21 protein-coding genes are annotated in these 23,111 nt (G+C 61.9%); 4 read left to right on the top strand and 17 right to left on the bottom strand.

Annotation, left to right across the window (positions count from 1 at the left end):
• The first annotated feature begins 156 nt into the window (after positions 1-156).
• Positions 157-1,494 carry a site-specific integrase gene (locus tag ABQZ09_RS02570; RefSeq protein WP_349776036.1) on the top strand — a complete coding sequence of 446 codons (1,338 nt, stop codon included), beginning with the start codon at positions 157-159 and terminating at the stop codon, positions 1,492-1,494.
• Between the two features lie 27 nt (positions 1,495-1,521).
• Here the strand turns inward: ABQZ09_RS02570 and ABQZ09_RS02565 are convergent, their stop codons facing one another.
• The 7 genes from ABQZ09_RS02565 to ABQZ09_RS02535 form a co-directional block, all read right to left on the bottom strand.
• Positions 1,522-1,926 carry an H-NS histone family protein gene (locus ABQZ09_RS02565; protein WP_279584356.1) on the bottom strand — a complete coding sequence of 135 codons (405 nt, stop codon included), beginning with the start codon at positions 1,924-1,926 and terminating at the stop codon, positions 1,522-1,524.
• A gap of 66 nt (positions 1,927-1,992) precedes the next feature.
• Positions 1,993-2,430 (bottom strand): HIT family protein, encoded by a 438-nt coding sequence (locus ABQZ09_RS02560; RefSeq protein ID WP_349776035.1) that lies wholly within the window; start codon positions 2,428-2,430, stop codon positions 1,993-1,995.
• Complete coding sequence (locus ABQZ09_RS02555; protein ID WP_279584354.1) at positions 2,430-3,284, bottom strand: macro domain-containing protein; 855 nt, start codon at positions 3,282-3,284, stop codon at positions 2,430-2,432. The genes ABQZ09_RS02560 and ABQZ09_RS02555 overlap by 1 nt, the downstream gene beginning before the upstream one ends.
• A gap of 15 nt (positions 3,285-3,299) precedes the next feature.
• Positions 3,300-3,809 carry a TIR domain-containing protein gene (locus tag ABQZ09_RS02550; protein WP_279584353.1) on the bottom strand — a complete coding sequence of 170 codons (510 nt, stop codon included), beginning with the start codon at positions 3,807-3,809 and terminating at the stop codon, positions 3,300-3,302.
• Between the two features lie 15 nt (positions 3,810-3,824).
• Entirely contained in the window at positions 3,825-4,517 is a 693-nt protein-coding gene (locus tag ABQZ09_RS02545) for a toll/interleukin-1 receptor domain-containing protein (RefSeq protein ID WP_349776034.1), read from the bottom strand.
• Positions 4,518-4,969: 452 nt separating this feature from the next.
• Positions 4,970-5,137, bottom strand: coding sequence for a hypothetical protein (locus ABQZ09_RS02540; protein ID WP_184552153.1), 168 nt, complete (start codon positions 5,135-5,137; stop codon positions 4,970-4,972).
• A 220-nt stretch (positions 5,138-5,357) separates the two neighbouring features.
• Positions 5,358-5,609: a hypothetical protein gene (locus ABQZ09_RS02535; RefSeq protein ID WP_039403307.1), complete on the bottom strand. Its 252-nt coding sequence runs from the start codon at positions 5,607-5,609 to the stop codon at positions 5,358-5,360.
• A 143-nt stretch (positions 5,610-5,752) separates the two neighbouring features.
• Here ABQZ09_RS02535 and ABQZ09_RS02530 point away from each other — a divergent pair, with 143 nt between their 5' ends.
• Positions 5,753-7,468, top strand: a complete 1,716-nt coding sequence (locus ABQZ09_RS02530) for a sensor domain-containing diguanylate cyclase (protein ID WP_349776033.1) — start codon at positions 5,753-5,755, stop codon at positions 7,466-7,468.
• Between the two features lie 249 nt (positions 7,469-7,717).
• On the opposite strand, the gene ABQZ09_RS02525 is transcribed toward ABQZ09_RS02530, so the two are convergent.
• Positions 7,718-8,023, bottom strand: coding sequence for a hypothetical protein (locus tag ABQZ09_RS02525; RefSeq protein WP_139051320.1), 306 nt, complete (start codon positions 8,021-8,023; stop codon positions 7,718-7,720).
• A 94-nt stretch (positions 8,024-8,117) separates the two neighbouring features.
• Between ABQZ09_RS02525 and ABQZ09_RS02520 the strand changes: the two genes are divergently transcribed.
• Entirely contained in the window at positions 8,118-9,092 is a 975-nt protein-coding gene (locus ABQZ09_RS02520) for a GGDEF domain-containing protein (protein ID WP_184552160.1), read from the top strand.
• 122 nt (positions 9,093-9,214) lie between these two features.
• Here the strand turns inward: ABQZ09_RS02520 and ABQZ09_RS02515 are convergent, their stop codons facing one another.
• The 6 genes from ABQZ09_RS02515 to ABQZ09_RS02490 all read right to left on the bottom strand — a co-directional run bounded on the left by ABQZ09_RS02515 (position 9,215) and on the right by ABQZ09_RS02490 (position 16,868).
• A complete protein-coding gene (locus ABQZ09_RS02515; RefSeq protein WP_228313661.1) occupies positions 9,215-10,639 on the bottom strand; it encodes an efflux transporter outer membrane subunit in 1,425 nt (474 codons plus the stop codon).
• The gene (locus tag ABQZ09_RS02510) at positions 10,633-11,364 is read right to left on the bottom strand and encodes an SDR family oxidoreductase (RefSeq protein ID WP_184385130.1); all 732 of its coding nucleotides are present in this window, start codon (positions 11,362-11,364) and stop codon (positions 10,633-10,635) included. Before ABQZ09_RS02510 ends, ABQZ09_RS02515 begins: the two co-directional genes overlap by 7 nt.
• A gap of 36 nt (positions 11,365-11,400) precedes the next feature.
• Positions 11,401-14,571, bottom strand: a complete 3,171-nt coding sequence (locus tag ABQZ09_RS02505) for an efflux RND transporter permease subunit (RefSeq protein ID WP_349776032.1) — start codon at positions 14,569-14,571, stop codon at positions 11,401-11,403.
• A gap of 106 nt (positions 14,572-14,677) precedes the next feature.
• Entirely contained in the window at positions 14,678-15,874 is a 1,197-nt protein-coding gene (locus ABQZ09_RS02500) for an efflux RND transporter periplasmic adaptor subunit (RefSeq protein WP_039403326.1), read from the bottom strand.
• A complete protein-coding gene (locus ABQZ09_RS02495) occupies positions 15,871-16,644 on the bottom strand; it encodes an SDR family oxidoreductase (RefSeq protein WP_349776031.1) in 774 nt (257 codons plus the stop codon). Before ABQZ09_RS02495 ends, ABQZ09_RS02500 begins: the two co-directional genes overlap by 4 nt.
• Positions 16,641-16,868: a hypothetical protein gene (locus ABQZ09_RS02490; protein WP_228313663.1), complete on the bottom strand. Its 228-nt coding sequence runs from the start codon at positions 16,866-16,868 to the stop codon at positions 16,641-16,643. The genes ABQZ09_RS02495 and ABQZ09_RS02490 overlap by 4 nt, the downstream gene beginning before the upstream one ends.
• Positions 16,869-16,997: 129 nt before the next feature.
• Between ABQZ09_RS02490 and ABQZ09_RS02485 the strand changes: the two genes are divergently transcribed.
• A complete protein-coding gene (locus tag ABQZ09_RS02485) occupies positions 16,998-18,032 on the top strand; it encodes an XC_2801 family transcriptional regulator (protein WP_039403332.1) in 1,035 nt (344 codons plus the stop codon).
• 924 nt (positions 18,033-18,956) lie between these two features.
• Here the strand turns inward: ABQZ09_RS02485 and ABQZ09_RS02480 are convergent.
• From ABQZ09_RS02480 to ABQZ09_RS02470, 3 genes are all read right to left on the bottom strand, one after another.
• A complete protein-coding gene (locus ABQZ09_RS02480) occupies positions 18,957-19,682 on the bottom strand; it encodes a YiaD family glycine zipper/OmpA-like lipoprotein (RefSeq protein ID WP_039403338.1) in 726 nt (241 codons plus the stop codon).
• A 268-nt stretch (positions 19,683-19,950) separates the two neighbouring features.
• A complete protein-coding gene (locus ABQZ09_RS02475) occupies positions 19,951-21,369 on the bottom strand; it encodes a cryptochrome/photolyase family protein (protein ID WP_349776030.1) in 1,419 nt (472 codons plus the stop codon).
• A gap of 251 nt (positions 21,370-21,620) precedes the next feature.
• On the bottom strand, positions 21,621-23,051 hold the full coding sequence (locus tag ABQZ09_RS02470; RefSeq protein WP_039403345.1) for a replicative DNA helicase: 1,431 nt from the start codon (positions 23,049-23,051) through the stop codon (positions 21,621-21,623).
• Positions 23,052-23,111: the final 60 nt, after the last annotated feature.

Here is a 23,111-nt window from a genome sequence, read left to right as displayed (position 1 = left end):
TAATCATGCAAAATGCCTCGAACCTTCACTCAGCCTAATAAGGGGACCAGTATGGTTATAAAATAAAACACAATTGAATTACCTAGTTTCATCAAAATGTTCGCGCACTATTGACACCCCTCGATGAGCTATTAGGTTGGGTAGCAAAGGTGGTGCATGAAAGTAATCAACAACGACGACAACCCTAAGCTCCAATATTCCGTTAAACGCATCATCGCCGGCAATGTTGTGCTTGAAGGCCTGACTGTCGAAGGACCTAATGCGGAAAAGCATTTCCTGAAAATCCTTAGACAACTTTCTAGAAAACAAAATCTATCAAGCTCAGCGTCTTCCTTCGATAACCCTGGTCACGCCCCTCTCCTCCTAGAGGACGCGATTGAAAAATACCGGGAAGACATCAAGAGGGAGCGCCAAGATCTGCGCGGCATTATTGCTGTGACACGCACCCTTTCGATCTTAGCAAGCGTAGTTGGCAACATACCGGTCACCCAGATCAACCAAGACCATATCCGCGCCACTCTCGATAGCTTTCGATGGTGGCCAAGCAATGCCAAAGCAACGAAAGAGTTCCGGGGCTTGACCGTCACTGAAATCTTGAACATCGGCAGGACACGCCCTCCGGTCGAGATCGCAGCAAGCACCTACAACAACCATCTGGCCCGTATCTGCGCATTCTTTAGCCGTCTTGACGACATGGACATCATTGAAAGCTCACCCTGCAAGGGCGTTAGCACGCGGATCAACACCTCCACAACGCAATCCAATCGCAGGCCGCTACGGGCTGCTGAACTTGCTGCCATTTTTAATCCAGAGGAATTTAAAAAGTGGGTCAAACAGCGACCTGAGCGTTGGTGGGTTCCGCAGCTTTGCCTATACACAGGCGCGCGAGCCAATGAAATTGCTCAGCTAAAATTGTCGGATATCGCAACTATCGATGGGATAAGTTGCATCACCATCCGGGTGACCCAAAAGGGACAGAAGGTCAAAAATAAATCTGCGACACGCGTCATCCCCTTGGCGAAGCCCCTCATCGATGCAGGATTTTTGACCTATGTGGAAGAAGTCACGGCTACGGGACACCAACGTCTTTTTCCTCACTTGGCAGCCGGCCACACCCTCTATCAGGGTGACGCTTACTATCGAGGCTACGGGGAGAAGATCATTCACGATTTTTGCAAACGGCTAAAAGAAATGGGATTTGAGAAGGGCGTCGGATCTCATGCTTTCCGTCATACCTTCTCCACCAATCTGACCAAACATGGGATTGGCGTTGCCGATGTTGCTCTAATCACTGGGCACACTATCCTAGGTGCAAAGCCGGATAGTGTGCATGTGCCCGGCTTGCAAACCTATATTGATCGGAATGAGTGCCCTCCTGAGCTTCGAGCAATCTACGCAACCATTTCTCAGTTTAATCCGGGCGTTGAGTTACCTGCTTACACGCCTGGACAATTTGCAAAAGCCTTCTCGAAAAAAGACAAGTTTAATAAATAAAAGAGCCCCAACATGTGGGGCTCCTTTTCAACCTGGATATTTCGGAAACTTCTCATTCGGATGCTTGGCCTTCCACTCTTTGTAAGCCGCCGATCCTTCGTAAGCTGCAAAAGCACGTGGCGTCCTACCACGACCAGACCAAGTTTCTTGCGTGTGGGGAAGCCAATACTTGGGAGCCACTTCCTTACGAGTGCCAGCTGCTTTCTTCAGACGACCAGGTCCGCCAGCAGAAGCTCCAAGCTGAGCTGCGAGATCTGCTTTCTGCTTGGCGGTAAAGTGCTGGACGAAGCGGCTCAGCAGATCTGACACTTGCTGGAAAGCATTCGATGCTTCTTCTTCCAACAAGCTGGCTTCTTGTTCTTCCAACTTCTTTATTTCTTCAGCGAGTTTCGCTTTGGCTGCTGCGATTGAATCAAGGGTCGATTTACTCATCTGGCCAGTGGTCTAATTGAAAGGGAATTCATTATAACAAACTAAAGGAGCGTCGTAGCTTCGCTTCTACTGATGCTCTGTGAGCCTGTGAGCGATTTTATCCGTCTCAGCCACCGAGATCTCTGCCACCTTCCCCCACTCTGTGCCCCCCTCATCAAGCGTTCCTGCAACGTGAAAATGAAGGTGGCTTATGGCCTGATTCGCATCCTTACCGTTATTTTGCCACACCGCGATGCCCGGCCTCTCATACGCTTGATCAATGAGACGCGCTGCATCACGAACAGCTGTCATTAATGCAAGGGCCTCACTATCGTCTAATTCCAGCAGTGTTGGTCGATGGGCAATGGGGATGACCAACAAGTGCGGGATACCCCTTTGTTCACGAGTTACAAGCGTTGCTGTAAGTGCATCGCGCCGCAAGATTGTGTAAGGCCTGTCCCCTCTTAAATATGCACAAAAAGCACATGCGCCATCGTCAGGAAGCTCAATACTATTTTGAGCCATTACGAACTCCTCAAAGAAGAGAGAAATGCCTGCAATTCCAGGCGATCTAGCTTTTTGAAAATTTTTGGAGGAATGACCACTGTGAGTTGGTCGGAGACCTTTTTCTTTCGCGAGGCAAACATGAAAGATAGAACGATAAGTCTAATTGAATCCTGCGCAGGAAGAATGCTTGAAATTCTTGACGGACCGCCACCCCAGGGCGTAATTGAGATATGTTGGCAGTTTCCTCTTGCGACAACTTCAACCCAGAGATCAAACAAGCTTTTGGTCAATGTATCGATCTCGGAGCTTGCGGAGTTATCCTTATCCATCTCCGCATATGCGGAGAAGAATATTTTTCGCGCCTGATCATTCACGACTGCGACTGTTCCAATTTCATAAACATCTTGCTTTCCAGGCTTATACAACTTACCCACTACTACTTTATTGGCAAGAGCCTTTTCCAACTCTAAATCAAGCCTCTCGTAGTTGGATCCGTAAAGCTTTTCAATTGTTTGACCAAGCAAGCTATTCTTATCGATTATGTCTGGGATTTTCGTGTCAAAGGTGTTACAGATACCAATGACCAAGTGATCACGCTGGTCAAATATGTCACCCTTCTTGATTCTAATCTTAGTTTCAGGCGACGAATACTCGCATTCAATAGGCCTAGGCCATGTTAGAAATAAGCCAGATCCTGCGGATATTATAATAACTGCAACAAACCCCTTTTCCCCAAGAACATTTAATTGCCCTGGATAGAAAAGAAGCCAGATCCTAATAATTGCTACAATGGTTCCCAGCACCGCAAAGGATTTGGTAAAATAGTGGCGCCAGAAGCGCCAAGTTCTAATGTCCTGTAATAACTCGTGCATTGAGGTTCCGGTTAATCAAAGACCTAGGCCTTCATAGGCGCTTGATTTATAATAGTGTGGCCCCTGTCCTTTTTTAGATGGGTAAAAGCCAACGTAATTATCCAAAGCAAACCTTATGATTTTCATCTGAAATGACACCGACATTGTGTAGTAGTTGGCTTCCAGGAATGGCTTAGGTATGAAGCCCTCGTCAATTTGACGGTCACCGTCCAAGTTGGCAACAACAACCGGCAGATCGAACTCTTTGATCACTTCAACTTCATGTGCCAAGAAGGAGGCTCCATCGCCGCCCTTCCTTTTCGCGTGTGAGCTTCCAAGCAGCACAACCTGCTTGGCATTTTTGAGGCGTTCCCTAAGGTTTCGCTTGATAGTCTCCGGCTTACTTGTGTCTCTGGCCTCAAACAGATCGTGAGCGTCGTAGAAGTTGAAATCGATCTTATCGTTGTCTCTCCAAGCTTCCATCAAACGATAGGATCTAATATCTTCGCTCGCAAACGCGATATAAGTTTTATTTCGATAGCTCATTTCAAGCTCCATTTATTAAAGATGGTGCCGCTCCGGAAGCAAATCATACAACTCGTCCAACGGACTTGTGGCAACGCCAGAATCGTAACGAATTTTCCAAGCCAACAATCGCACTTCATCTATCTTGGAAAGATGGGATACATCTAATTTATGGATAAGAGGGATGGAACCATCAGATTCCATGAATGCAGAGTCGTATGCGACAGCACGCCTGTTTTGACGTGCAGTGGGCAGAGTTTTCTTTCGAATGGTCTTGGCAATGGCAATTTCGGCGTATATCCAAGGAGAAGATGTGCTCCCATCCTTTATTGTTTTACCGGGCCATATTGATTCAGGCGTGTTCAGAAAAAAAAGACACTCACAACGATCAATCATCTCTGTAATCGCCATCATTAGCATTACATGGACGTGACTGGTTGAGAGATTTCGCTTATCGTAATTATAATTCACACCGTTATCGTGAAGACAATATCGATTATCTATCATTCTGATCAGCGCGTCTGCGCTATTCCAAACAGTAGAGTCAATGAATGCTGTCAAATCAAAGCACTCTTTTAGCCAACCGGCTAGGCGTAGTGCCTTGGCTTCGTCGTTGTGGGAGTGAGAAATAAATACATCTGCGTTAATAGCCGGAAACCAAGCTTTGCTTAAAGCCTGCGCATCTAGCTTGCCATCTTCGTTAAGATATCCTTCGAGCGAGCTTTTCATTGCCGATGCATGCTCTTCTTGGAGTAACCTCCCAAGAGAGGCAAAGGAATACCCGAAGTTTTGCGAGAGACCTTCGATTTGAAAACCACGGTGCATCGTTCCCCCTATGAAGCTTGGCAGTGCTTTTCGCCCAAGCCAGATGCTACCTGAACAAAGCGTTCATTGGGATGGTAATTCTCATACATTGACCTATGCCCGACCCAAATCTCAGGGATCGAGGTATCATTCGAGGTATCAAAGCAAACCCATCCATTGAGTTCCAATTTCTTTAGGATCAATGGGTTGTTTGAGGGCGTTTACAGGCTCCGCCCACCTCCACCACACCACGGTCCTAAGACGACCGACCAAGGCCGGGAATCCTTCCATGAAGGGCTCCCGGCCTTTTTCATGGGCGGTCGATGCGTTTGCGCTGCAGGCGGGACGCAGCGGTGGACAGTGCGCCACCAGGCGTGTCAGTTAGTGACGCGCACCGTCGGTTCGGCGCCCGTGCCGCGCGGCTGCAGGCAGGGATCGGCGTCCGTATTGAGAGCCGCCTCACCGCGGAGTTGATCGAACAGCGCGAGCAGTTCGGTGGCTTCCTGCTGCAGCAGGACCAGGGCGCTCTTGTTGGGCTCTTCCACTGCATCGCTCCGACGACGCTCCCCAGCGCCCTGCGGCAACCGACGCAAACTGCGTGCCAGCGTGGCAATGCCGGCAGGGGCGACGCGTGGGCTCAGTCGTTGGTCCACCTCGCGCAATGACACTTGCGGAAGAAGCCCCCCGATCAGCAGCAGGAAGACAGCGGCACCCTCAACCTGCGGCAGCGGAGCAGCCGTGGGTCAGGAGCGAAACGATAGCCGCTCAGGTGTATTCGAGCTGCCGCTGTGCTTCGGCGTGCATGGCTTCCAGCGTCACCATGCCGGCGACGCGGGCGGCCGACATGGCGCTGCGGTGGTCCGGGAATGTCGGCGACAGCCTGGCGCCTGCAAGCTCGCCGCTCGCCTTGCCGGTGCCGATCTGCTCGATGTTCCAATCCGCGCTCCAGGACTCGGCGGCATCGCCACTGCGCGATGCGTGGCAGGTCAACTGGTAGCGTCCAAGAAAAATGACCAATGTGTGCTCGGCTCGACGGTTCGTCACGAGCATACCGGCACGGTGTGGCGACGACGAGTGCTGCCCCGTCTGCCAGCTGACTGCCCCACCTGGGCACGCGGCTTGCATCGGACTCAACCAGACTATCGGTGTTGGGGAACACGGTGTTGACCAGAAAAGCAAAACGCCGTGCCGCCGGAGCCTTGCTGCTCGGCGGGGCCATCTTCGTCCTGATCGGCCTGGGCGGTTACTTCACCACCCAGCGTTCGCTGTCCGATGCCGGCTGGGTGACGCATACGCAGGAGGTATTGGCCGGCATCGACGAGATCCAGGCGGGCCTGCTGTCGGCAGAGTCGTCGGTACGCGGCTACGTGCTCACCGACAACGAGGCATTTCTGGGGGTGTACGCCGATGCGATCGGGCGCCTGCCCGAGCGCATCGTGCGGCTGGATGCCCTGGTCCAGGACAACCCGGTGCAGAGGCGCAACGCGCGTGCGCTGGGGCAACTGGTGGACAAGCGACTGGTGCAGATCAACGACCTGCTGCACAGCTATCGTGCGCATGGACTGGATGGGGCGCGCGGGTCGATCGCGCGGGGCGTGTTCCAGACCTCCGCGGCCCTGCGGCGGCAGGTGCAGACCATGACCGAGCTGGAACGCCATGAGCTGGTCAAACGCACCGAGGCCAACACCAGCAGCGCGCAGTGGGTGCTGCGCATGACCGTGATCGGCATCGTCAGCGGGCTACTGGTGATGCTGCTGGCCTACCGCCTGCTGGCGCGCGAGCTACAGCGGCGGGTGCATGCCGAAGACGCTGCCAGCCATACCAGCGAGCGCCTGGTCGAATCGTTCGCGGCCCTGGAGCGCACGTCTGCCGGCCTGGAAGCGCTGGCGCGGTATTCGGGCCTGCTGCAGAACTGCCGTGACGCCGAGGAAGCGCTGGAAATCACCGCACGCACGATTGCGCCCCTGATTCCCGGCGCCGCAGGGGCGGTCTACCTGCTGCGCGCATCGCGCGATCGCGCCGAGCAGGTGGTGGCCTGGGGCGCAATGGCCGACGGCGACAGCCCGAGCATTGCGCCGGAGAGCTGCTGGGCGCTGCGTCGCGACCGTACCCATGTGGTGGACGACGCCAGCGCCGGCATGCTGTGCCGCCACGCCGACGCCAATCTTCCGGCGCATGCCAGTACGGTGTGCATTCCGTTGTCGGCCCAGGGCACACAGTTGGGCATGCTGGCACTGCGCAGCGACGACCCCGGCGGCCTGGCCACGTTGACGGTGGCCGAAGCGGCGGCCGAACAGCTCTCGCTGGTGCTGCACAGCCTGCGTCTGCGCGAGACGCTGCGCCAGCAGTCGATCCGCGACCCGCTCACCGGCCTGTACAACCGACGCTATCTGGAAGAAGCGCTCAACCACGAACTGGCGCGCTGCACACGCCGGGTGCAACCGCTCTCGGTGCTGATGCTGGATGTGGACCATTTCAAGCGGTTCAACGACCTGCACGGCCACAGCGGCGGCGATCGGGTGCTGGCGGCGATCGGCGAGCTGCTGCTGGCGCAGACGCGCGGCGAAGACATCTGCTGCCGTTACGGCGGCGAGGAATTGACGATCATCCTCCCCGAGGCGGACCTGCCGGTGGCGTGCATGATGGCCGAGAAGCTGCGTGCCGGCATCGAGGCCCTGCAGGTGATGGCCGATGGCGTGTCGCTGCCGAAGATCACCGCATCGTTCGGTGTGGCGAGCTTTCCCGAGCATGCAGGCAATGCCGCGCAACTGCTGCGGCGCGCAGACGAGGCGTTGTATCGGGCCAAGCAGGCCGGACGCAATCAGGTGGTGGGCGCCGCGGTGCTGGCGCGTGCAGAGCCGGCCCGGCTGCTCTGATCGATACGCTGCTCGGCAGCGGCGATCAGCCCGGCGCTGCCAGGCGGTGATGGATGGCCGACCTTCTGGAATTCTTCGTCATTAGTTATAGCGGCTGGCGACACGCCAGCTGGTGGCAGGCTGCTGATGGTCGGGCGGCTGTGGCATACGACACGGCGTGCGATGCAACCGCTGCATCTCAATCCGGCACACGGCACTCGCACCCCGCAGCAACGCCAGGTACAGCGCACCCGCTGCGACGGCGCAGCCTCAGCGACAGGCGTGCCCGTCTTCATCGGTGGGAATCAGCCCGGCGCCCGCCAGCATGCCGTCGACGCGGGTGCGGACATACGCCGCGTCCTCGGGCTCGGCACTGCGCAGCAACGCTTCAGCGCGCGCCTGAAAATCCAGGTAGTCGAAGTCCGCGTCGTCGTCGGCAGCCAGGTGTGGCAGTTCGTCCTGCAGTGCATCCAGGCGGGTATCGAGATCTTCGCGGCTAGGCATGGCGGACTCCAACGACAAAGGCCATACGGTTGCGGCAAGGCCGTCAAGAATGTGCGAAGCCCTGCCGTGCAACGCTTCATTTTCCTACCCATTGCGGTGGTGTTCGCATACTCAACTTTGTCAGGGCCCGGCCGATAATGGTGCCGACTCCTACAGAACCCTCCATGTGATCCTCCACCTGCGGCGGGATTTCCGCCTCGGCATCGTCAAGATGCTCGGGCCAATCACCGCGCTGTTGCTTTGCCTCTATGCGGTGTACCTGGCCATGACCGGCCAGGTGGCTGCGTGCCTGATCACTGCGGTCGTGGGCGCGTTGGCGATCTGGCGCGGCTGGCAGATGCGCGATGCCGAACAGACCGGCACCGGAGGGGTCTGGCTGGCGTCGATCAATGTCGCCGGCTGCCTGGTAGCCTGCTGGACCGGGGGCGACGGTGCCCTGCCCTGGCTGTTTCCGGTGCTGGCGACCAATTACTTCTTGTGCGGGCCACAACGCGCGGTGTTGCTGAGCCTACCGTTGATGGCAGCGCTCTTGTTCTTGCCCGGGCTGATCGTCAGCCCCGGCCAGGGCGTGTCGACGGTGGTGGTGACGCTGGTGACGCTGGCGGTGGGCTACGCGTTCTCGCTGCGCATGCAGGACGACCGCGTGCATCTGGAAGAATTGGCCTCGCTGGACGCGCTGACCGGGTTGCCCAACCGGCGCATGCTCGAACGCGCGCTCTCCCACCAGATCGACCAGCGCCAGCCGCAGGAGCGGCTGAACAGCCTGATCATTCTCGACCTGGATCATTTCAAGGAGGTCAACGATCTCTACGGGCACGCCGCCGGCGATGCGGCGCTGTCGGACCTGGCGACCATCCTGCGCTACGAAGTGCGCGAGCCGCACCAGGTCTTCCGCTTCGGTGGCGAAGAGTTCGTGGTGCTGCTGCGTGCCGGCTCGCTGGCCGAACTGGAAGCGGCTACCGAGCGCCTGCGCAAGGTGATCCGTAACGGACTGCGTGGCCCGGGCGGACGGATCACGGTGTCGCTGGGAGCGGCGCGCCACGATGGCGAGACCCACTGGCAGGACTGGTTTTCGCGCGCCGATGCGGCGCTGTACCTGGCCAAGAACAGTGGCCGCGACAGCGTGCGGGTGGCCGACTGAGCGCAGCGCCCGCCAACCCGGACGGTGGCACGCGCGCCATCTGCCTGCCAATGGCGCATCCCTGAGCGGGATGCCCCACTGCGGTCGCGACGGGGCGGCCCACTGACCGCCCCGCTCGTCCATCAACGCTTGACCACCGCCACCGGAGCGGCGGGTGCTTCGCCCTGCTTCCAGCCGCCAAGCGCCTTGTACACCCCGACCACACCGACATTGACCGCCGCCTCGGCCCGCGCCAGGGCATCGTCCGCCGCCAGCTGGGTGCGCTGTGCATCCAGCAGGGTGAGGAAGTCCTCCGAGCCCTCGCGATAGCGGATCTGCGCCAGCTGCTCGGCTCGCCGCGCGGCGTTGGCCTGCTCCACGACGATCGCCAGACGTGCCTGCTGGCGGCCGTACCCGATCAAGGCGTTTTCGGTGTCTTCCAGTGCCAGCAGGACGGCCTGCTGGTACTGCGCCAACGCGCCCTCGGCCTGCGCCTTGCTCGCACGCAGGCGCGCACGCACGGTGCCGAAGTCGAACGCCGCCCAGCTGATCGACGGGGTGATCGACCAGGCCTTGGCATTGCCCTCGGTCAACCTGGCGGCATCGCCGGACAGGAAGCCGACAAACCCACTCACGCTGATGCGCGGGAACAGATCCGCCGTGGCCACGCCGACCTGCGCGGTGGCCGCCGCCAGCCGGCGTTCGGCGCTGCGCACATCCGGACGCTGACGCAGCAGGCCGGCGGTGTCGCCCAGCGGCAACGGGCGTGCGAACGCCGGCATGCTGCGCGCCACCAGGGTGGCATCCAGCGCGTCGGGCTGTTGCCCCAGCAACACTGCCAGACGATGGCGGTACTGCGCTTCTGCGGTTTCCAGCAACGGAATATCCGCTTCGATCGCCTTCAACCGCGCCAGGCTGCTCTGCACATCCAGCTCGCTGCCGGCGCCCAGGTCCCAGCGCGTCTGCGTGAGTTTCTGGGTGTCGCGCAGATTGGCCAGGGTGCGCTTGGAGACGTCCAGCTGCTTCTGGGTGCCGCGCAATTCGAAGTAATTGCGTGCCACTTCCGCGGCGACCGTGACCTGCACGTCCTGCAGGTTGGCCTGCTCTGCGTCCAGATCGGCACGTGCGGCTTCCGATGCGCGACGCTGGCGACCGAACAGGTCCAGCTCCCAGGCCGCATCCAGACCGAGCGTGGTCTGCTCGGTGAGGAAGCGCTGATTGCCGGCGATCACCTGCTGCTGCTCGCGGCGATCGAAGCTGCCTTGTGCGGTGATGTGCGGGGCCTGGTCGAGACGGCGCTCCACAAACACCGCGCGTGCCTGCTTCACCCGCGACACCGCAATGCGCAGGTCGTGGTTGGCGAACAGCGCATCGCGCACCAGTTGCTCCAGCACCGGGTCGTCGAATTGCGACCACCAGTTGCCGACCGGCGATTCGGCGCTGAAGGCGGCGTCCTGCGCGCCCTGCAGCGTCACCGAGGCGGGCGGGTCGGGCCGGTAATCCGGCCCCACCGCGCAACCGCTGAGCACCAGCGCGGCCAGTGCCGCGCCGAGCAATGTTCTTACCATGGCAAGGTCTCTCCCAGGTGGGTGTAGCTGCCGGTGGGGCCGTGTGCGTCCAGCAGCGCCATCTGCACGCTGCTGTGCGCGCCCTGCTCCACCTCGATCTCGCCGCCGCCACCGTTCATGTCTGTCTTGACGTAGCCCGGATGCACGGTGTTGACCTTGATCGGGGTGTCGCGCAGTTCGTAGGCCAGATGCACGGTCCAGCTGTTCAACGCGCTCTTGGAGGCGTTGTAGGCCGGCACCTTGAAGTCATAGATCGGCGAGCCGGGCTGGCTGTGCAAGGTCAACGAGCCGAGGATGCTCGACACGTTGACGATGCGCCCAGCCAGCGAACGACGCAGCAGTGGCAGGAACGCCTTGGTCACGCCGACCACCGCGAACAGGTTGGTGTCGAAGGTCCGCTTCCACGCATCCAGGCTCTGCTCGGAGGGCTTGCGCTGGATGTCTTCGACCATGATGCCGGCGTTGTTGACCAGGATGTCCAGATGGCCATGGCGCTGCTCCACCGTGCCGACGGCAGCGGCGATGCTGATGTCGTCGTTGACGTCCAGTTGAATCGCTTCCACCGGCAGGCCTTCGGCCTGCAGCTTGAGGGCGGCGGCGACGGCGTCGTCGCGCTTGCGGCCGGCCAGCAGCGTGTGCACGCCGGCCTGGGCCAGTTGCCGAACGGTTTCAAGGCCGATGCCCCGGGTGGCGCCGGTGACCAGTGCGATCTTGGTGTTGCTCATGTGGTGAATCCTCTTTAATTGGGGGAAGTGCAGGGCTTACGCCTCGACGGCGTCATGCGAAACGGCAGCCGGTGCAGCGGGACCGCGGCGGGTCACCCACTTGCGCAGTGCCACATAAAACACCGGGGTCAAGAACAGACCGAACAGGGTCACACCCAACATGCCGGCGAACACGGTGATGCCGGTGACCGAGCGCACTTCGGCGCCGGCACCATGGCCGAACACCAGCGGCACGGTGCCGGCGATGAAGGCAATGGAGGTCATCACGATCGGGCGCAGACGCAGGCGGCAGGCTTCCAGTGCGGCTTCCACGATGCCCTTGCCGTGCATTTCGAGTTCGCGGGCGAATTCCACGATCAGGATCGCGTTCTTGCACGCCAGGCCCATCAACACCACCAGACCCACCTGCACGAACACGTTGTTGTCGCCACCGGTCAGCCACACACCGAACAAGGCAGACAGCAAGGTCATCGGCACGATCAGGATCACCGCCAGCGGCAAGGTCCAGCTCTCGTACAACGCGGCCAGCACCAGGAACGCCAGCAGCACCGCCATCGGGAACACGATCAACGCCGAGTTGCCCTGCGTGGACTGCTGATAACTCAGGTCGGTCCACTCGATGTTCATGCCATTGGGCAACACCTGCGGTGCCATGCCGGCCAGCTTCTGCATCGCTTCGGTGGACGAGAGCACGCGCGGGTCCGCTTCGCCGATGAGGTCGGCGGCCGGGTAGCCGTTGTAGCGGATCACCGGGTCGGGGCCATAGGTCTGGCCCAGCGTGACCATGCTGCCGATCGGCACCATTTCGCCATTGGCGTTACGGGTACGCAGGTTGGCGATGTCTTCGACGCTGTCGCGGAACTGTCCATCGGCCTGGGCAATCACCTGATAGGTGCGACCGAAGCGATTGAAGTCGTTGATGTACGACGAGCCCAGGTAGGTCTGCAGCGTGTCGAACAGGTTGGTCAGCGGCACGCCCTGCGCCTTGGCCTTGTCGCGGTCGACCTTGGCATCGAGCTGCGGCACGTTGGCCTGGTAGGTACCGATCGGGAACTGCATGCCCGGCGTCTGCGAGATCGCACCGGACATCGCATTGACCGCGCTCTGCAGCTGGCCATAGCCCAGACCCGCACGGTCCTGGATGTACAGCGAGTAGCCCGAGCCCTGACCCAACCCCAGGATCGGCGGCGGCATGAAGGCGAACGCAAAGCCCTGCTGGATCTGGCTGATGCGTGCATTGAGCTCGGCGTTGATCTGCACCGCGCTGCGGCTGCGCTGACTAAACGGCTTGAGCGTGATAAACACCGTGCCGGTGTTGGGCGTGTTGGTGAACTGCAGCGGATTCAGGCCGGGGAACGCGATGGTGTGATCCACGCCTTCGGTCTGCATTGCGATCTGGCTGATCTGGCGGATCACCTCATTGGTACGTTCCAGCGAGGCGCCTTCCGGCAGTTTGGTACCGGCAATCAGGTACAGCTTGTCCTGGGTCGGAATGAAGCCGCCCGGCACCAGCTTGAACATGAAACCGGTGCCGACCAGCAGCAGCAGATACACCATGAACACCGCACCGCGCTTGCTCAAGGTACGCGACACCGCGCCCTGATATTTGTGCGAGCTGCTGTTGAAGAAACGGTTGAACGGACGGAACAGCCAGCCGAACAGACGGTCGATCAATCGCGACGGGCCGTCCTTCGGCGCGTCGTGCGCCTTGAGTAGCATGGCCGCCAGTGCCGGCGACAAGGTCAGCGAGTTGATCGCCGAAATCACCGTGGAAATGGCGATGGTCACCGCGAACTGCTTGTAGAACTGGCCGGTCACGCCCGACAGGAACGCCATCGGCACGAACACCGCGCACAGCACCAGCGCGATGGCGATGATCGGCCCGGACACTTCGCGCATGGCCTGATGCGCGGCCGCCAGCGGACTCAACCCTTCTTCGATGTTGCGCTCGACGTTTTCCACCACCACGATCGCGTCGTCGACCACGATGCCGATCGCCAGCACCAGCCCGAACAGGCTCAGCGTGTTGATCGAAAAGCCCAGCAGATACAGCGCGGCAAACGTACCGACCACCGACACCGGCACCGCCAGCAACGGAATGATCGACGCGCGCCAGGTCTGCAGGAACAGGATCACCACCAGTACCACCAGCAGCACCGCTTCCAGCAAGGTGTGCACCACCGCACTGATCGAGTCACGCACGAACACGGTGGGGTCATAGGCCGCCGACCAGGCCATGTCCTGCGGGAACTGCTTTTCCAGCTCGGCCATCTTGGCGCGTACCGCGTCCGACAGTTCGATCGCGTTGGCACCGGGCGACTGGAACACGCCCATGCCCACCGCGTTCTGGTTGTCCAGCTGCGAACGCAACGTGTAGTTACCGGCGCCCAGCTCCAGGCGCGCCACGTCGCTCAGCCGCACGATCTCGCCGCTGTTGCCGCTGCGGATGACGATGTTGCCGAACTCTTCCTCGGTGGTGAGGCGACCCTGCGCATTGATCGAGAGCAGGAAATCGCTCTTGTTGGGCATGGGTTCTGCGCCGAGCTGGCCGGCGGAGACCTGCACGTTCTGCTCGCGGATGGCGGCAACCACATCGCTGGCGGTCAGGCCGCGCGCGGCCACCTTGTCCGGGTTCAACCAGATGCGCATGGCGTAATCGCCGGCACCGAACACGCGGATCTGGCCCACGCCAGGCAGGCGCGACAACTCGTCCTTGACCTTCAAGGTGGCGTAGTTGCTCAGGTACAGCGAGTCGTACTTGCCCTTGGGCGAGGTCAGATGCACCACCATCGTCAGCGTGGGTGACTGCTTCTGCGTGGTCACGCCCTGGCGGCGCACGTCCTCGGGCAGACGCGCCTGCGCCTGGCTGACGCGGTTCTGCACCTGCACCTGCGCCTGGTCCGGGTCGGTGCCCGGCTTGAAGGTCACGGTGACCATCAGCACGCCGTCCGAGCCGGCGACCGACTTCATGTACATCATGTTTTCCACGCCGTTGATGGCTTCCTCAAGCGGCGTGGCGACGGTCTCGGCGATGACCTTGGGATTGGCGCCCGGATACACCGCGCGCACCTGCACGCTCGGCGGTACCACTTCGGGGTATTCGCTGATCGGCAGCAGCGGCATGGCGATCAGGCCGGCCGCGAAGATGATGATCGACAGCACCGCGGCAAAGATCGGCCGGTCGATGAAAAAACGGGAAAAGTCCATTGGGGTGGTCCTGAAGGAGGTTGCCGCCGGGTGGCGGCGCGGCACGGCGGCCCCGAGCCGGCCCGATGGAAAGGCCGGCGTTCATGGGCTGCGCTGCAGCGATGAATCAGTTCGAAGCGGTGCGTTTGTCCGCTGCCGGCGCCGATGCCATGGCCACGGCCTTGGCATCGACCGGCATGCCGGGCATGAAGATCTTCTGCACGCCGTCGACCACAACACGGTCACCGGCCGCCAGGCCCTTGCGCACGATGCGCAGACCATCGGCAGCGCGGCCGAGCTCCACATCGCGCCGCTGCGCCTTGCCGTCCTTGTCGACCACATAGACGTACTTGCGGTCCTGGTCGGTCAGCACGGCCTTTTCGTCGACCAGCATGGCCTTGAACTGGCCGCTGCCCAGCAGCTGTACGTGGGCGTACAGGCCCGGCGTGAACTGCCGCTGTGCGTTGTCCAGCACCGCACGCACGCGGATGGTGCCGGTGCTGCGGGTCACCTGGTTGTCCAGGAAATCCACCCGCCCTTCGTGCGGAAAGCCCTGCTCGCCGACCAGGCCGATGCGCACCGGCAACTGACCGCCACGTTCGTCCGGACGCTCGCCGTTGCGGGCCATCTGCGAATAGCGCAGGAAGGTGCCTTCGTCGGCATCGAAATAGACAAACACCTTGTCCAGCGACACCAGCGTGGTCAGCACGCTGGCGCTGTCGCCGGCGGTGACCAGGTTGCCGGCGGTGACCATCGCCCGACCGGCGCGGCCGTCGATCGGCGCACGCACGCGGCTCCAGTCCAGGTTGAGCCTGGCGGTGTCCACCGCGGCCTGTGCGGCCAGCAGATCGGCATCGGCCTGATCGGCGGCGGCGCGGCGCTGCTCCCAGGTTTCGGTGGAAATGGCCTGCTGGTCGGAGAGTTTGCGTGCACGCGCGGCTTCGCTGCGCGCCAGCGTGGCCTGGGTGCGGGCCCGCACCAGCGCGGCATTGGCGCGGGCGAAATCGGCGCGATAGCTACGGTCGTCGATGCTGAAGAGCACATCGCCCTTCTTCACTTCCGCACCTTCGGTGTAGTTGACCTTGTCGATGTAGCCGGACACGCGCGGGCGCAGCTCGACGCTTTCCACCGGCTCGATCCGGCCGCTGAATTCGTCCCACTGGCTGATTTCCTTGATCAGCACCGGGGCGACACTGACGCTGGGCGGTGGCGGTGCGCCGGTCTGCGCAGCGCCGCCGCCACAGGCGGCAAGCACCACCGCGAGCACGGCGGCCGTCAGCACGGGACGCATGGGGAAACGGAACGGGGTGGCGTTCGGGGTCATGGAGACATCTCTCGAGTGGGGATAGGCAAATGCAGACCGGCCAACCGGTCCACCGACGGGGCGGAGGGCAGACGACGGCTGACGGTCACGATGGGTTGTCCGGGCTGGCCGGGCCCGGCGATCAGGGAGACGGCGGCGCGCCCGACATCCACGGCGCGAATCCATTCCGGACAGGCCTCCTTGGCGCGGCCGGGCGTACACACCGGTTGCTCGACCGAGAGCAGGTGAACGCGCACGCCCAGCGACTTGGCTTCTTCATGCAGCACCTGCGCCAGCATGCGGGTGGCGGCGGCGGCGACCGAGCGGTCGCCATGCGCCGACCAGGCACGCAGCGCGCAGGGGCTGCCGAGCAACAGATAGCGGCCGCCACCGTCGGCCTCGGCCAGTAGCGGCAGCAGGTGGCGGGCGGCAGCCAGATGCGGCAGCACGTCGCGCTCCAGGCGGCGGCGCAATGCCGCCACCGGCCGGTCCAGCAGGCGCCCGGCCTTGGGCGGGCTACCCAGGCTGGCGATCACCGCGCCCAGCGGACGGGGGCGCTGGGCCAGCTCGGTGGCCAGGGCCAGCGCGGACGCATCGTCGGCGACCGAGCCGCGCAAGGTATCCAGCAACGGCGAATCGCCATGCTCGGCCCGCAGCGCCGCCAGCTTGGCGGCATCACGTCCAATCACCAGCACCGGCATGCCGGCGTCGAGCAGCGCGGCGACGATGCCCGCGCCCACGCTGCCCGCACCGCCGATGACCGCCGTCTCGGATTGGACCATCCCGGTCATGGGACTTTCACTCCCGACATCGGGACAATTCCACGCTGTGCCCAGCGCGTCGGCAGTCCAGTCCGCCGCGCGGGCGCGCCGCCGGCCTGCCGTTTCGGCGATGCGGAAAACGCACGCGAAACGCTGGCGCGCTGGCTTTTTGCCGAAGAAACCACCGGATCGAACGCGCTTTCGATGGCGCTGCGGGACGCGGAAGACAAACCGAAGACATCGCACAACCACATGGCCGTGCTCCTGCATGGAGGGGATGCCGCATAAGCTAGGCCTCAAAGCAGCACTTGATTAGTCCGGATTTAGGGGAATAATCGTCCCGCAAGCGGTCTAATCCCTCCTGACCCTCGGAAGGCAGTCCCATGACACACGATCTCAACGACACCCTGATCTTCGTCAAGGTGGTCGAACAGGGCAGCTTCATCGCCGCCGCCAACGCGCTCGGCCTGCCCAAGACCACCGTCAGCCGCAAGGTGCAGGAACTGGAAACGCGCCTGGGTGCGCGCCTGCTGCACCGGACCACGCGTCGCATCGGCCTGACCGAAGCCGGCTCGGTGTACCACGAGCATTGCCAGCGCATTGCCCGCGAGCTGGAAGAAGCCGAAAGCGCGGTGGGGCAACTGCAATCGGGCCCGCGCGGCTGGTTGCGCTTCACCGTGCCGTATTCGCTGGGCATCACCTGGATTGCGCCATTGCTGGGTGAATTCCACGCGCAATATCCGGAAATCCAGCTGGACATGCATCTAGGCAACGAGAAGCTGGACCTGATCGGCGGCGAAGCCGATCTGGCGCTGCGCGTCGGCGCCCTGCCCGATTCGAATCTGGTCGCGCGCAAGCTGGGCAGCCTACGCACGCAGGTATTCGCCAGTCCGTCCTATATCGAGCGTTATGGTGAGCCGCTGCATCCGGACGAGCTGCAATTCCATCGCACCTTGGCGTTGCGCAAGAACCGCAATGTGCATAACAACCGTTTCTTCTGGTCGCTGAGCGATGGCAGCGACATCCGCGATTTCCCGGTCAATCCGCTGATGGTGGCCAACGACCCGGCGGCGCTGAACGGTGCGGTGTTATGCGGTGAAGGCTTGCTGCTCACCGGCGATGTGATGGCCAAGCCGTTCGTGCAATCGGGTCTGGTACGCCGCGTGCTCGCTGGCTGGACCGGGCCGGAAGTGGATTTCAATGCGGTATTTGCCGGTGGGCGACTGGTCTCGCCAAAGGTGCGCGCATTCGTGGACTTTTTGGTGACGCGCATGAATTTCGATGCCGACTACATGATGGCGCAATGCCCTGCCCGTCTGGCTGCGCAAAAGGCCGACCACGATGCGAAGGTCGAAGTGGGCGCAGAAGCGGAACTGCGCGCCGAGGGCAAGCGCATCCTGGAAAACGTCACGGCGTAAGACCGCTTCAAGCAGTCGCCCAATGGAGTAATCCTCTCCCCTCGGGAGAAGGTGCCCAATGGGCGGATGAGGGTATGTCTGCGAGCGATGGTTGAATGCCGATGCGTGTTGGCGTCAAAGCGATGTAGCGCCAAGCCTCAGAGCAAGACCGTTCCGGAACATTTAGATCAGAAGCTTAGTTAGTCGAGGGCGCGGTGCCCTCGCCGCTCGCGGGACACGCCGTTAACCCGTCCATGGGGGCTCGGTGGCGGCATCCATGCCGCCAACGGTCCCGCAATCGGCGAGGACACCGCACCAGAGAGTTGGCTGGCTGTTTATTGATAGCTCTGCACACCGACCAACTTGACTGGTCCTTGCCCGCCCACCGTCGCGGGACCTTGAGCGGCATGGATGCCGCGCCAGAGCTACATGGACGTACTTGCAGCGTGTCCCGCGATGGTGGGCGGGCAAGGGCCCTGCAGCAAAGGCGCAGCGTCGGGTGCGCGGTGCCCTCGCCGCTCGCGGGACACGCCGTCAACCCGTCCATGGGGCTCGTTGGCGGCATCCATGCCGCCAACGGTCCCGCACTCGGCGAGGACACCACGCCAGACAGTGGACTGGCGGTTTTGTTGAAGAGTAAAGACACCGTGCCGCCAGCTTGTTAGTCGCTGGTTGAGATACATGCAGACCGACCATCTCGGCTGGACCTTGCCCGCTCACCGTCGCGGGACCTTGAGCTGCATGGATGCCGCGCCAGAGCTTAGAAAGACGTACTTGCAGCGTGTCCCGCGATGATGCTCGGGCAAGAGCCTTGCAGCAAAAACGCAGATCAGCCGCTTTTGACCATCAGACATGCAGTGCAAGAAAACAGGCCGCTTCCGCGGCCTGTCGTCAGTACATCGCGTGCCAGTCGAATCGACCGACCCACGATTCAATGCAGCACACTCACCGCATGCCGGTATTGCTGGCGGCGCCTTCGGCGCGCAACGGAATCAGGCGAATTTCGACGCGACGGTTCTGTGCGCGGCCGGCATCGGTGCTGTTGTCGGCAATCGGGTAACGCTTGCCGGCGCCCATGGTTTCCATGCGCTCGCGTTGCACGCCCTGCGCGGTCAGGTATTGCGCCACGGCACCGGCGCGTTCTTCGGACAGGCGCTGATTGACCGCATCGCTACCAACGCTGTCGGTGTGCCCAACCACTTCCACCATGGTCTGGTTGTACTCGCGCAGCGTGGACGCGACCCCATTGAGCGCGCTGTAGAACTGCGGCTTCAACGCGGACTTGCCGAAGTCGAAGGTGATCCCGTCGGGCAGGTTCAAGGTGATGTTGTCGCCCTGACGCTGCACTTCGATACCGGTATTGGCGGTGCGCTCGCGCAGTGCGCGTTCCTGGCGGTCCTGGTACTGGCCGACTGCTGCACCACTCAGCGCGCCGATGCCGGCACCGACCATGGCATGCTGGCGACGCTCGGTGGCGCTGTCGCCGGTCAGCAGACCTGCAGCTACCCCGATGGCGGTACCGATCAGCGCATTGCGGCCGGTGCGGTTCTGCTGTTGCGTCTGCTCGCCGTATTGATCGCGCTGCACATACGAGCCGCCGGTCGCGCAGGCTGACAGCGCGATGGCGCTGGCCAGTGCAACGGCGAGGCTCTTGGTGGCTGCTGGGGACATGGTGTTCTCCTATCGCCGGACCATCCGGCGCTCAATCGTGTGCGCGAGGATAAACAGACCAACGCGACTGGCGCATGATGAAAGCGGGCGGCGGCGACGCGCAGCGGGTTGTCCATTCAGGAAAACGTTTTCTCGCGCGCATCATGGCAACGCATCGTTGCGTGCCGACCCGCTGGCCGCGCAGCAGCACCAGGATGACGCGTGCCGTACTTGAAAAGCGCCACATTGCAGCAGCACGCAGACCAAAATGCATTGCTGTCGTCAGTGGTCAGCCGCGCGTCTTTGCATACGCCGCCAGTGCGGCGTCACGTCCTTCGGCCAGCCCGATGATGGGCGATCGCGGATACTCCGGCGCAAGCCGCGCCAGCGACAGCGGATGCAGCCACGGAGCGAAGCGCTCCTTCACTGCAAGCTTGCCGAGCTCGGGCACCCAGCGGGTGATGTAGGCCGCTTGCGGATCGAACTTTTCTGCTTGCGTCACCGGATTGAACACGCGGAAATACGGTGCGGCATCGGCGCCGGTGCCGGCCACCCATTGCCACCCCATGGTGTTGTTGGCCAGGTCTGCATCCACCAGCGTGTCCCAGAACCAACGCGCGCCTTCGACCCAGTGCACGCGCAGATGCTTGCACAGCAGGCTGGCCACGATCATGCGAACGCGGTTGTGCATCCAGCCGGTGTGCCAGAGTTGCCGCATGCCGGCATCGACGATCGGAATGCCGGTGCGGCCACGTTGCCAGGCCTGCAGGACCACCGGATCGGCCTTTGCCCACGCGAAGCCTTCGAAACGCGGATTGAGATTCCGGTTGGTGGTGTCCGGGAAATGATGCAGCAGGTGATACGCAAAATCGCGCCAACCCAACTGGCGGATGTAGCCGTCGATTTCGGCACTGTTGCGCGCATTGCGATGCGCTTCCAGGGTGGCGGCAATCCGCCACGGCGCGATCTCGCCAAAGTGCAGATGCGGCGACAGTTGCGAGGTGCCGACACGATCGGGGCGGTCGCGATTGTCGCGATACCCGTTGAGCGCGCCGTCGATGAAGATCTCCAGCATTTCGTGCGCACCAGTCTCGCCAGGCTGCCAGTGCTCCCAGAAGCCGGTGTCCCACTTCAGGTCCGGGCGCAGCGCCAGCGACTCCAGCGCAACGGACGGCAGCGTTGCCGGCAATGGCGGCAGGCTGCGCGGTGCCGCCACCGCGGCCGGCAGCTGCAGCTGCGTCAGCGCATTGCGCCAGAACGGGGTGAACACCTTGTACGGCCCGCCCTGCTGCGTGGACAGCTGCCATGGCTCGAACAACAGCGATGCATTGCAGCTCTGCACGTCGATGCCGCGCTCGCGCAGGTTGCGCTTGATCTGGGCATCACGCGACTGGGTCGCCGGCTCGTATTTGCGGTTCCAGTACACCGCCACCGCACCGGTCTGGGCGACCACCTCCTCCAGCACCTGCTCGCTGCTGCCGGTCCGCACGACCAGCTCACTGCCCAGCGCGCGCAACGATGCGTCCAGCGCTGCGAGCGAGTGATGCCGCCAGCTGCGCGAGGCCGCACCGGGTGTCCATTCGCCTTCTTCGTGCGGCGCATCGATATACAGCGGGATCGGATGGTGCCCGGCATCGAGTGCGGCACGCAGGGCCGGGTTGTCCTCCAGGCGCAGATCGCGACGGAACCAGACGATGGCGTATGACATGCGGACTCGGCAGCGGCGGTGAGGCTGCGCAGCATAAGCCAGCAAACGCAACGATGGCGCGACGCCGGCCGGCGTTCATTGCCTGCATGCGATCAGCATGCTGCGCATGCGCACTGGCAGACCGCGTGCCGCAATCACTGCGCAAGTGCCATCGCCATCATTACGCGCCTACGCCTAGCAGGCGACGCGGGGCATGCCGCGCTACCACCGTCCAATGCCCTCCACGCGCGCGGGCACCGGCCGCGCGCCTATTACTCGAAGCTGCCCACCGAATCGTGCGCCAGATTGTCGAAGCGGGTGTATTCACCGAAGAACTTGAGCTTGCACGCCCCGGTCGGCCCGCCGCGGTGCTTGCCGATGATGATCTCGGCCAAGCCCTTGTCCGGCGAATTTTCCTTGTTGTAGTAATCGTCGCGGTAAATGAAGACGATCATGTCCGCGTCCTGCTCGATTGCGCCCGATTCGCGCAGGTCGGCCATCACCGGGCGCTTGTCGGTGCGCGTTTCCAGCGAGCGGTTGAGCTGCGACAGCGCGATCACCGGCACGTTGAGTTCCTTGGCCAGGCCCTTGAGTCCACGCGAGATTTCCGAGATTTCCGTTGCGCGGTTCTCGCTGTTGCCCGGCACCGACATCAGCTGCAGGTAATCGATCACGATCAGGCCCAGATCGTGTTCGCGCTTGAGCCGGCGACACTTGGACCGCAGCACCTCCGGCGACACGCCAGGCGTGTCGTCGATGAAGATCTTGGTCTCCTTCAGCATCTTGATCGCGCCGGTCACGCGCGCCCAATCCTCGTCTTCCAGCGCGCCGGTACGCAGACGCTGCGCGTTGATGCGGCCGTTCGACGAGATCAGGCGCATCGCCAGTTGCGAGGCCGACATTTCCATCGAAAATACCGCCACGCCTTTCTTGGATTTGATCGCGGCGTATTCGGCGATGTTTAGCGCAAAGGTGGTCTTGCCCATGGCCGGACGTGCCGCCAGGATGATCAGGTCGGTCGGCTGCAGGCCGGCGGTCATCGCGTCGAAATCGGTGTAACCGGTGGGAAGGCCGGTGATGTTGCCGCCGTTTTCAAACCGGTTGCGCAGCTCTTCGAAGGCATCCTTCAGCGCGCCCGGCATCGCAACGAAATCGGTGCGGCCGCGCGCGCCGGCTTCGGCGATCTTGAATACGGCTTTTTCCGCGGCCGACAGCAATTCAACGCTCTCGCGGCCTTCCGGCTGGAAGCCATCGTTGACGATGGTGGTCCCCACCTCGATCAGTTGCCGCAGCACCGCCTTGTCGCGCACGATTTCCGCATACGCGGCGATGTTGGCCGCCGACGGCGTGGTGCTGGCCAGCTCGATCAGGTAGGCACCATCGCCCACCTGCTCCAGCTTGCCCTGCGACTCGAACCACTCGCCCAGGGTCACCGCATCGAACGGGCGGTCCTTCTCGTTCAATTCGCGGATGGCGCGGTAGATCAGCCGGTGATCGCGCCGGTAGAAATCGTTTTCGGTGAGCTGGTCGTTGACCCGGTCGAACGCGTCCGGCGCCAGCATCAGCCCGCCCAGCACCGCCTGTTCGGCCTCCACCGAATGCGGCGGTACCCGCAACTGGTCCAGACGCGGCTCGGGACGATCGTAATCGTCGTCGTCGCGATCGCGATTGCGCTTGGAACGGAAACCAGGACGAGCAGACATGGACGAACAGACCTGACGCGGGGAGACGAGGGCAGGAAGCATAGTCATCGGCGGCGCCGA

Origin of the sequence: Xanthomonas sp. WHRI 6106 (assembly GCF_040202405.1) — a bacterium.
GTDB lineage: Bacteria > Pseudomonadota > Gammaproteobacteria > Xanthomonadales > Xanthomonadaceae > Xanthomonas > Xanthomonas cannabis.
This window is presented reverse-complemented; position numbering and strand designations above follow the sequence as displayed.

Bases quoted from the DNA above. Each gene is read 5' to 3' on its own strand.
- ABQZ09_RS02505 (WP_349776032.1), bottom strand. From the start codon at position 14,571: ATGGACTTTTCCCGTTTTTTCATCGACCGGCCGATCTTTGCCGCGGTG.
- ABQZ09_RS02545 (WP_349776034.1), bottom strand. From the start codon at position 4,517: ATGAAAAGCTCGCTCGAAGGATATCTTAACGAAGATGGCAAGCTAGAT.
- ABQZ09_RS02470 (WP_039403345.1), bottom strand. From the start codon at position 23,051: ATGTCTGCTCGTCCTGGTTTCCGTTCCAAGCGCAATCGCGATCGCGAC.
- ABQZ09_RS02555 (WP_279584354.1), bottom strand. From the start codon at position 3,284: ATGCACGAGTTATTACAGGACATTAGAACTTGGCGCTTCTGGCGCCAC.
- ABQZ09_RS02480 (WP_039403338.1), bottom strand. From the start codon at position 19,682: ATGTCCCCAGCAGCCACCAAGAGCCTCGCCGTTGCACTGGCCAGCGCC.
- ABQZ09_RS02475 (WP_349776030.1), bottom strand. From the start codon at position 21,369: ATGTCATACGCCATCGTCTGGTTCCGTCGCGATCTGCGCCTGGAGGAC.
- ABQZ09_RS02560 (WP_349776035.1), bottom strand. From the start codon at position 2,430: ATGGCTCAAAATAGTATTGAGCTTCCTGACGATGGCGCATGTGCTTTT.
- ABQZ09_RS02515 (WP_228313661.1), bottom strand. From the start codon at position 10,639: ATGGTAAGAACATTGCTCGGCGCGGCACTGGCCGCGCTGGTGCTCAGC.
- ABQZ09_RS02490 (WP_228313663.1), bottom strand. From the start codon at position 16,868: ATGTGGTTGTGCGATGTCTTCGGTTTGTCTTCCGCGTCCCGCAGCGCC.
- ABQZ09_RS02570 (WP_349776036.1), top strand. From the start codon at position 157: ATGAAAGTAATCAACAACGACGACAACCCTAAGCTCCAATATTCCGTT.
- ABQZ09_RS02550 (WP_279584353.1), bottom strand. From the start codon at position 3,809: ATGAGCTATCGAAATAAAACTTATATCGCGTTTGCGAGCGAAGATATT.
- ABQZ09_RS02565 (WP_279584356.1), bottom strand. From the start codon at position 1,926: ATGAGTAAATCGACCCTTGATTCAATCGCAGCAGCCAAAGCGAAACTC.
- ABQZ09_RS02510 (WP_184385130.1), bottom strand. From the start codon at position 11,364: ATGAGCAACACCAAGATCGCACTGGTCACCGGCGCCACCCGGGGCATC.
- ABQZ09_RS02495 (WP_349776031.1), bottom strand. From the start codon at position 16,644: ATGACCGGGATGGTCCAATCCGAGACGGCGGTCATCGGCGGTGCGGGC.
- ABQZ09_RS02500 (WP_039403326.1), bottom strand. From the start codon at position 15,874: ATGACCCCGAACGCCACCCCGTTCCGTTTCCCCATGCGTCCCGTGCTG.
- ABQZ09_RS02485 (WP_039403332.1), top strand. From the start codon at position 16,998: ATGACACACGATCTCAACGACACCCTGATCTTCGTCAAGGTGGTCGAA.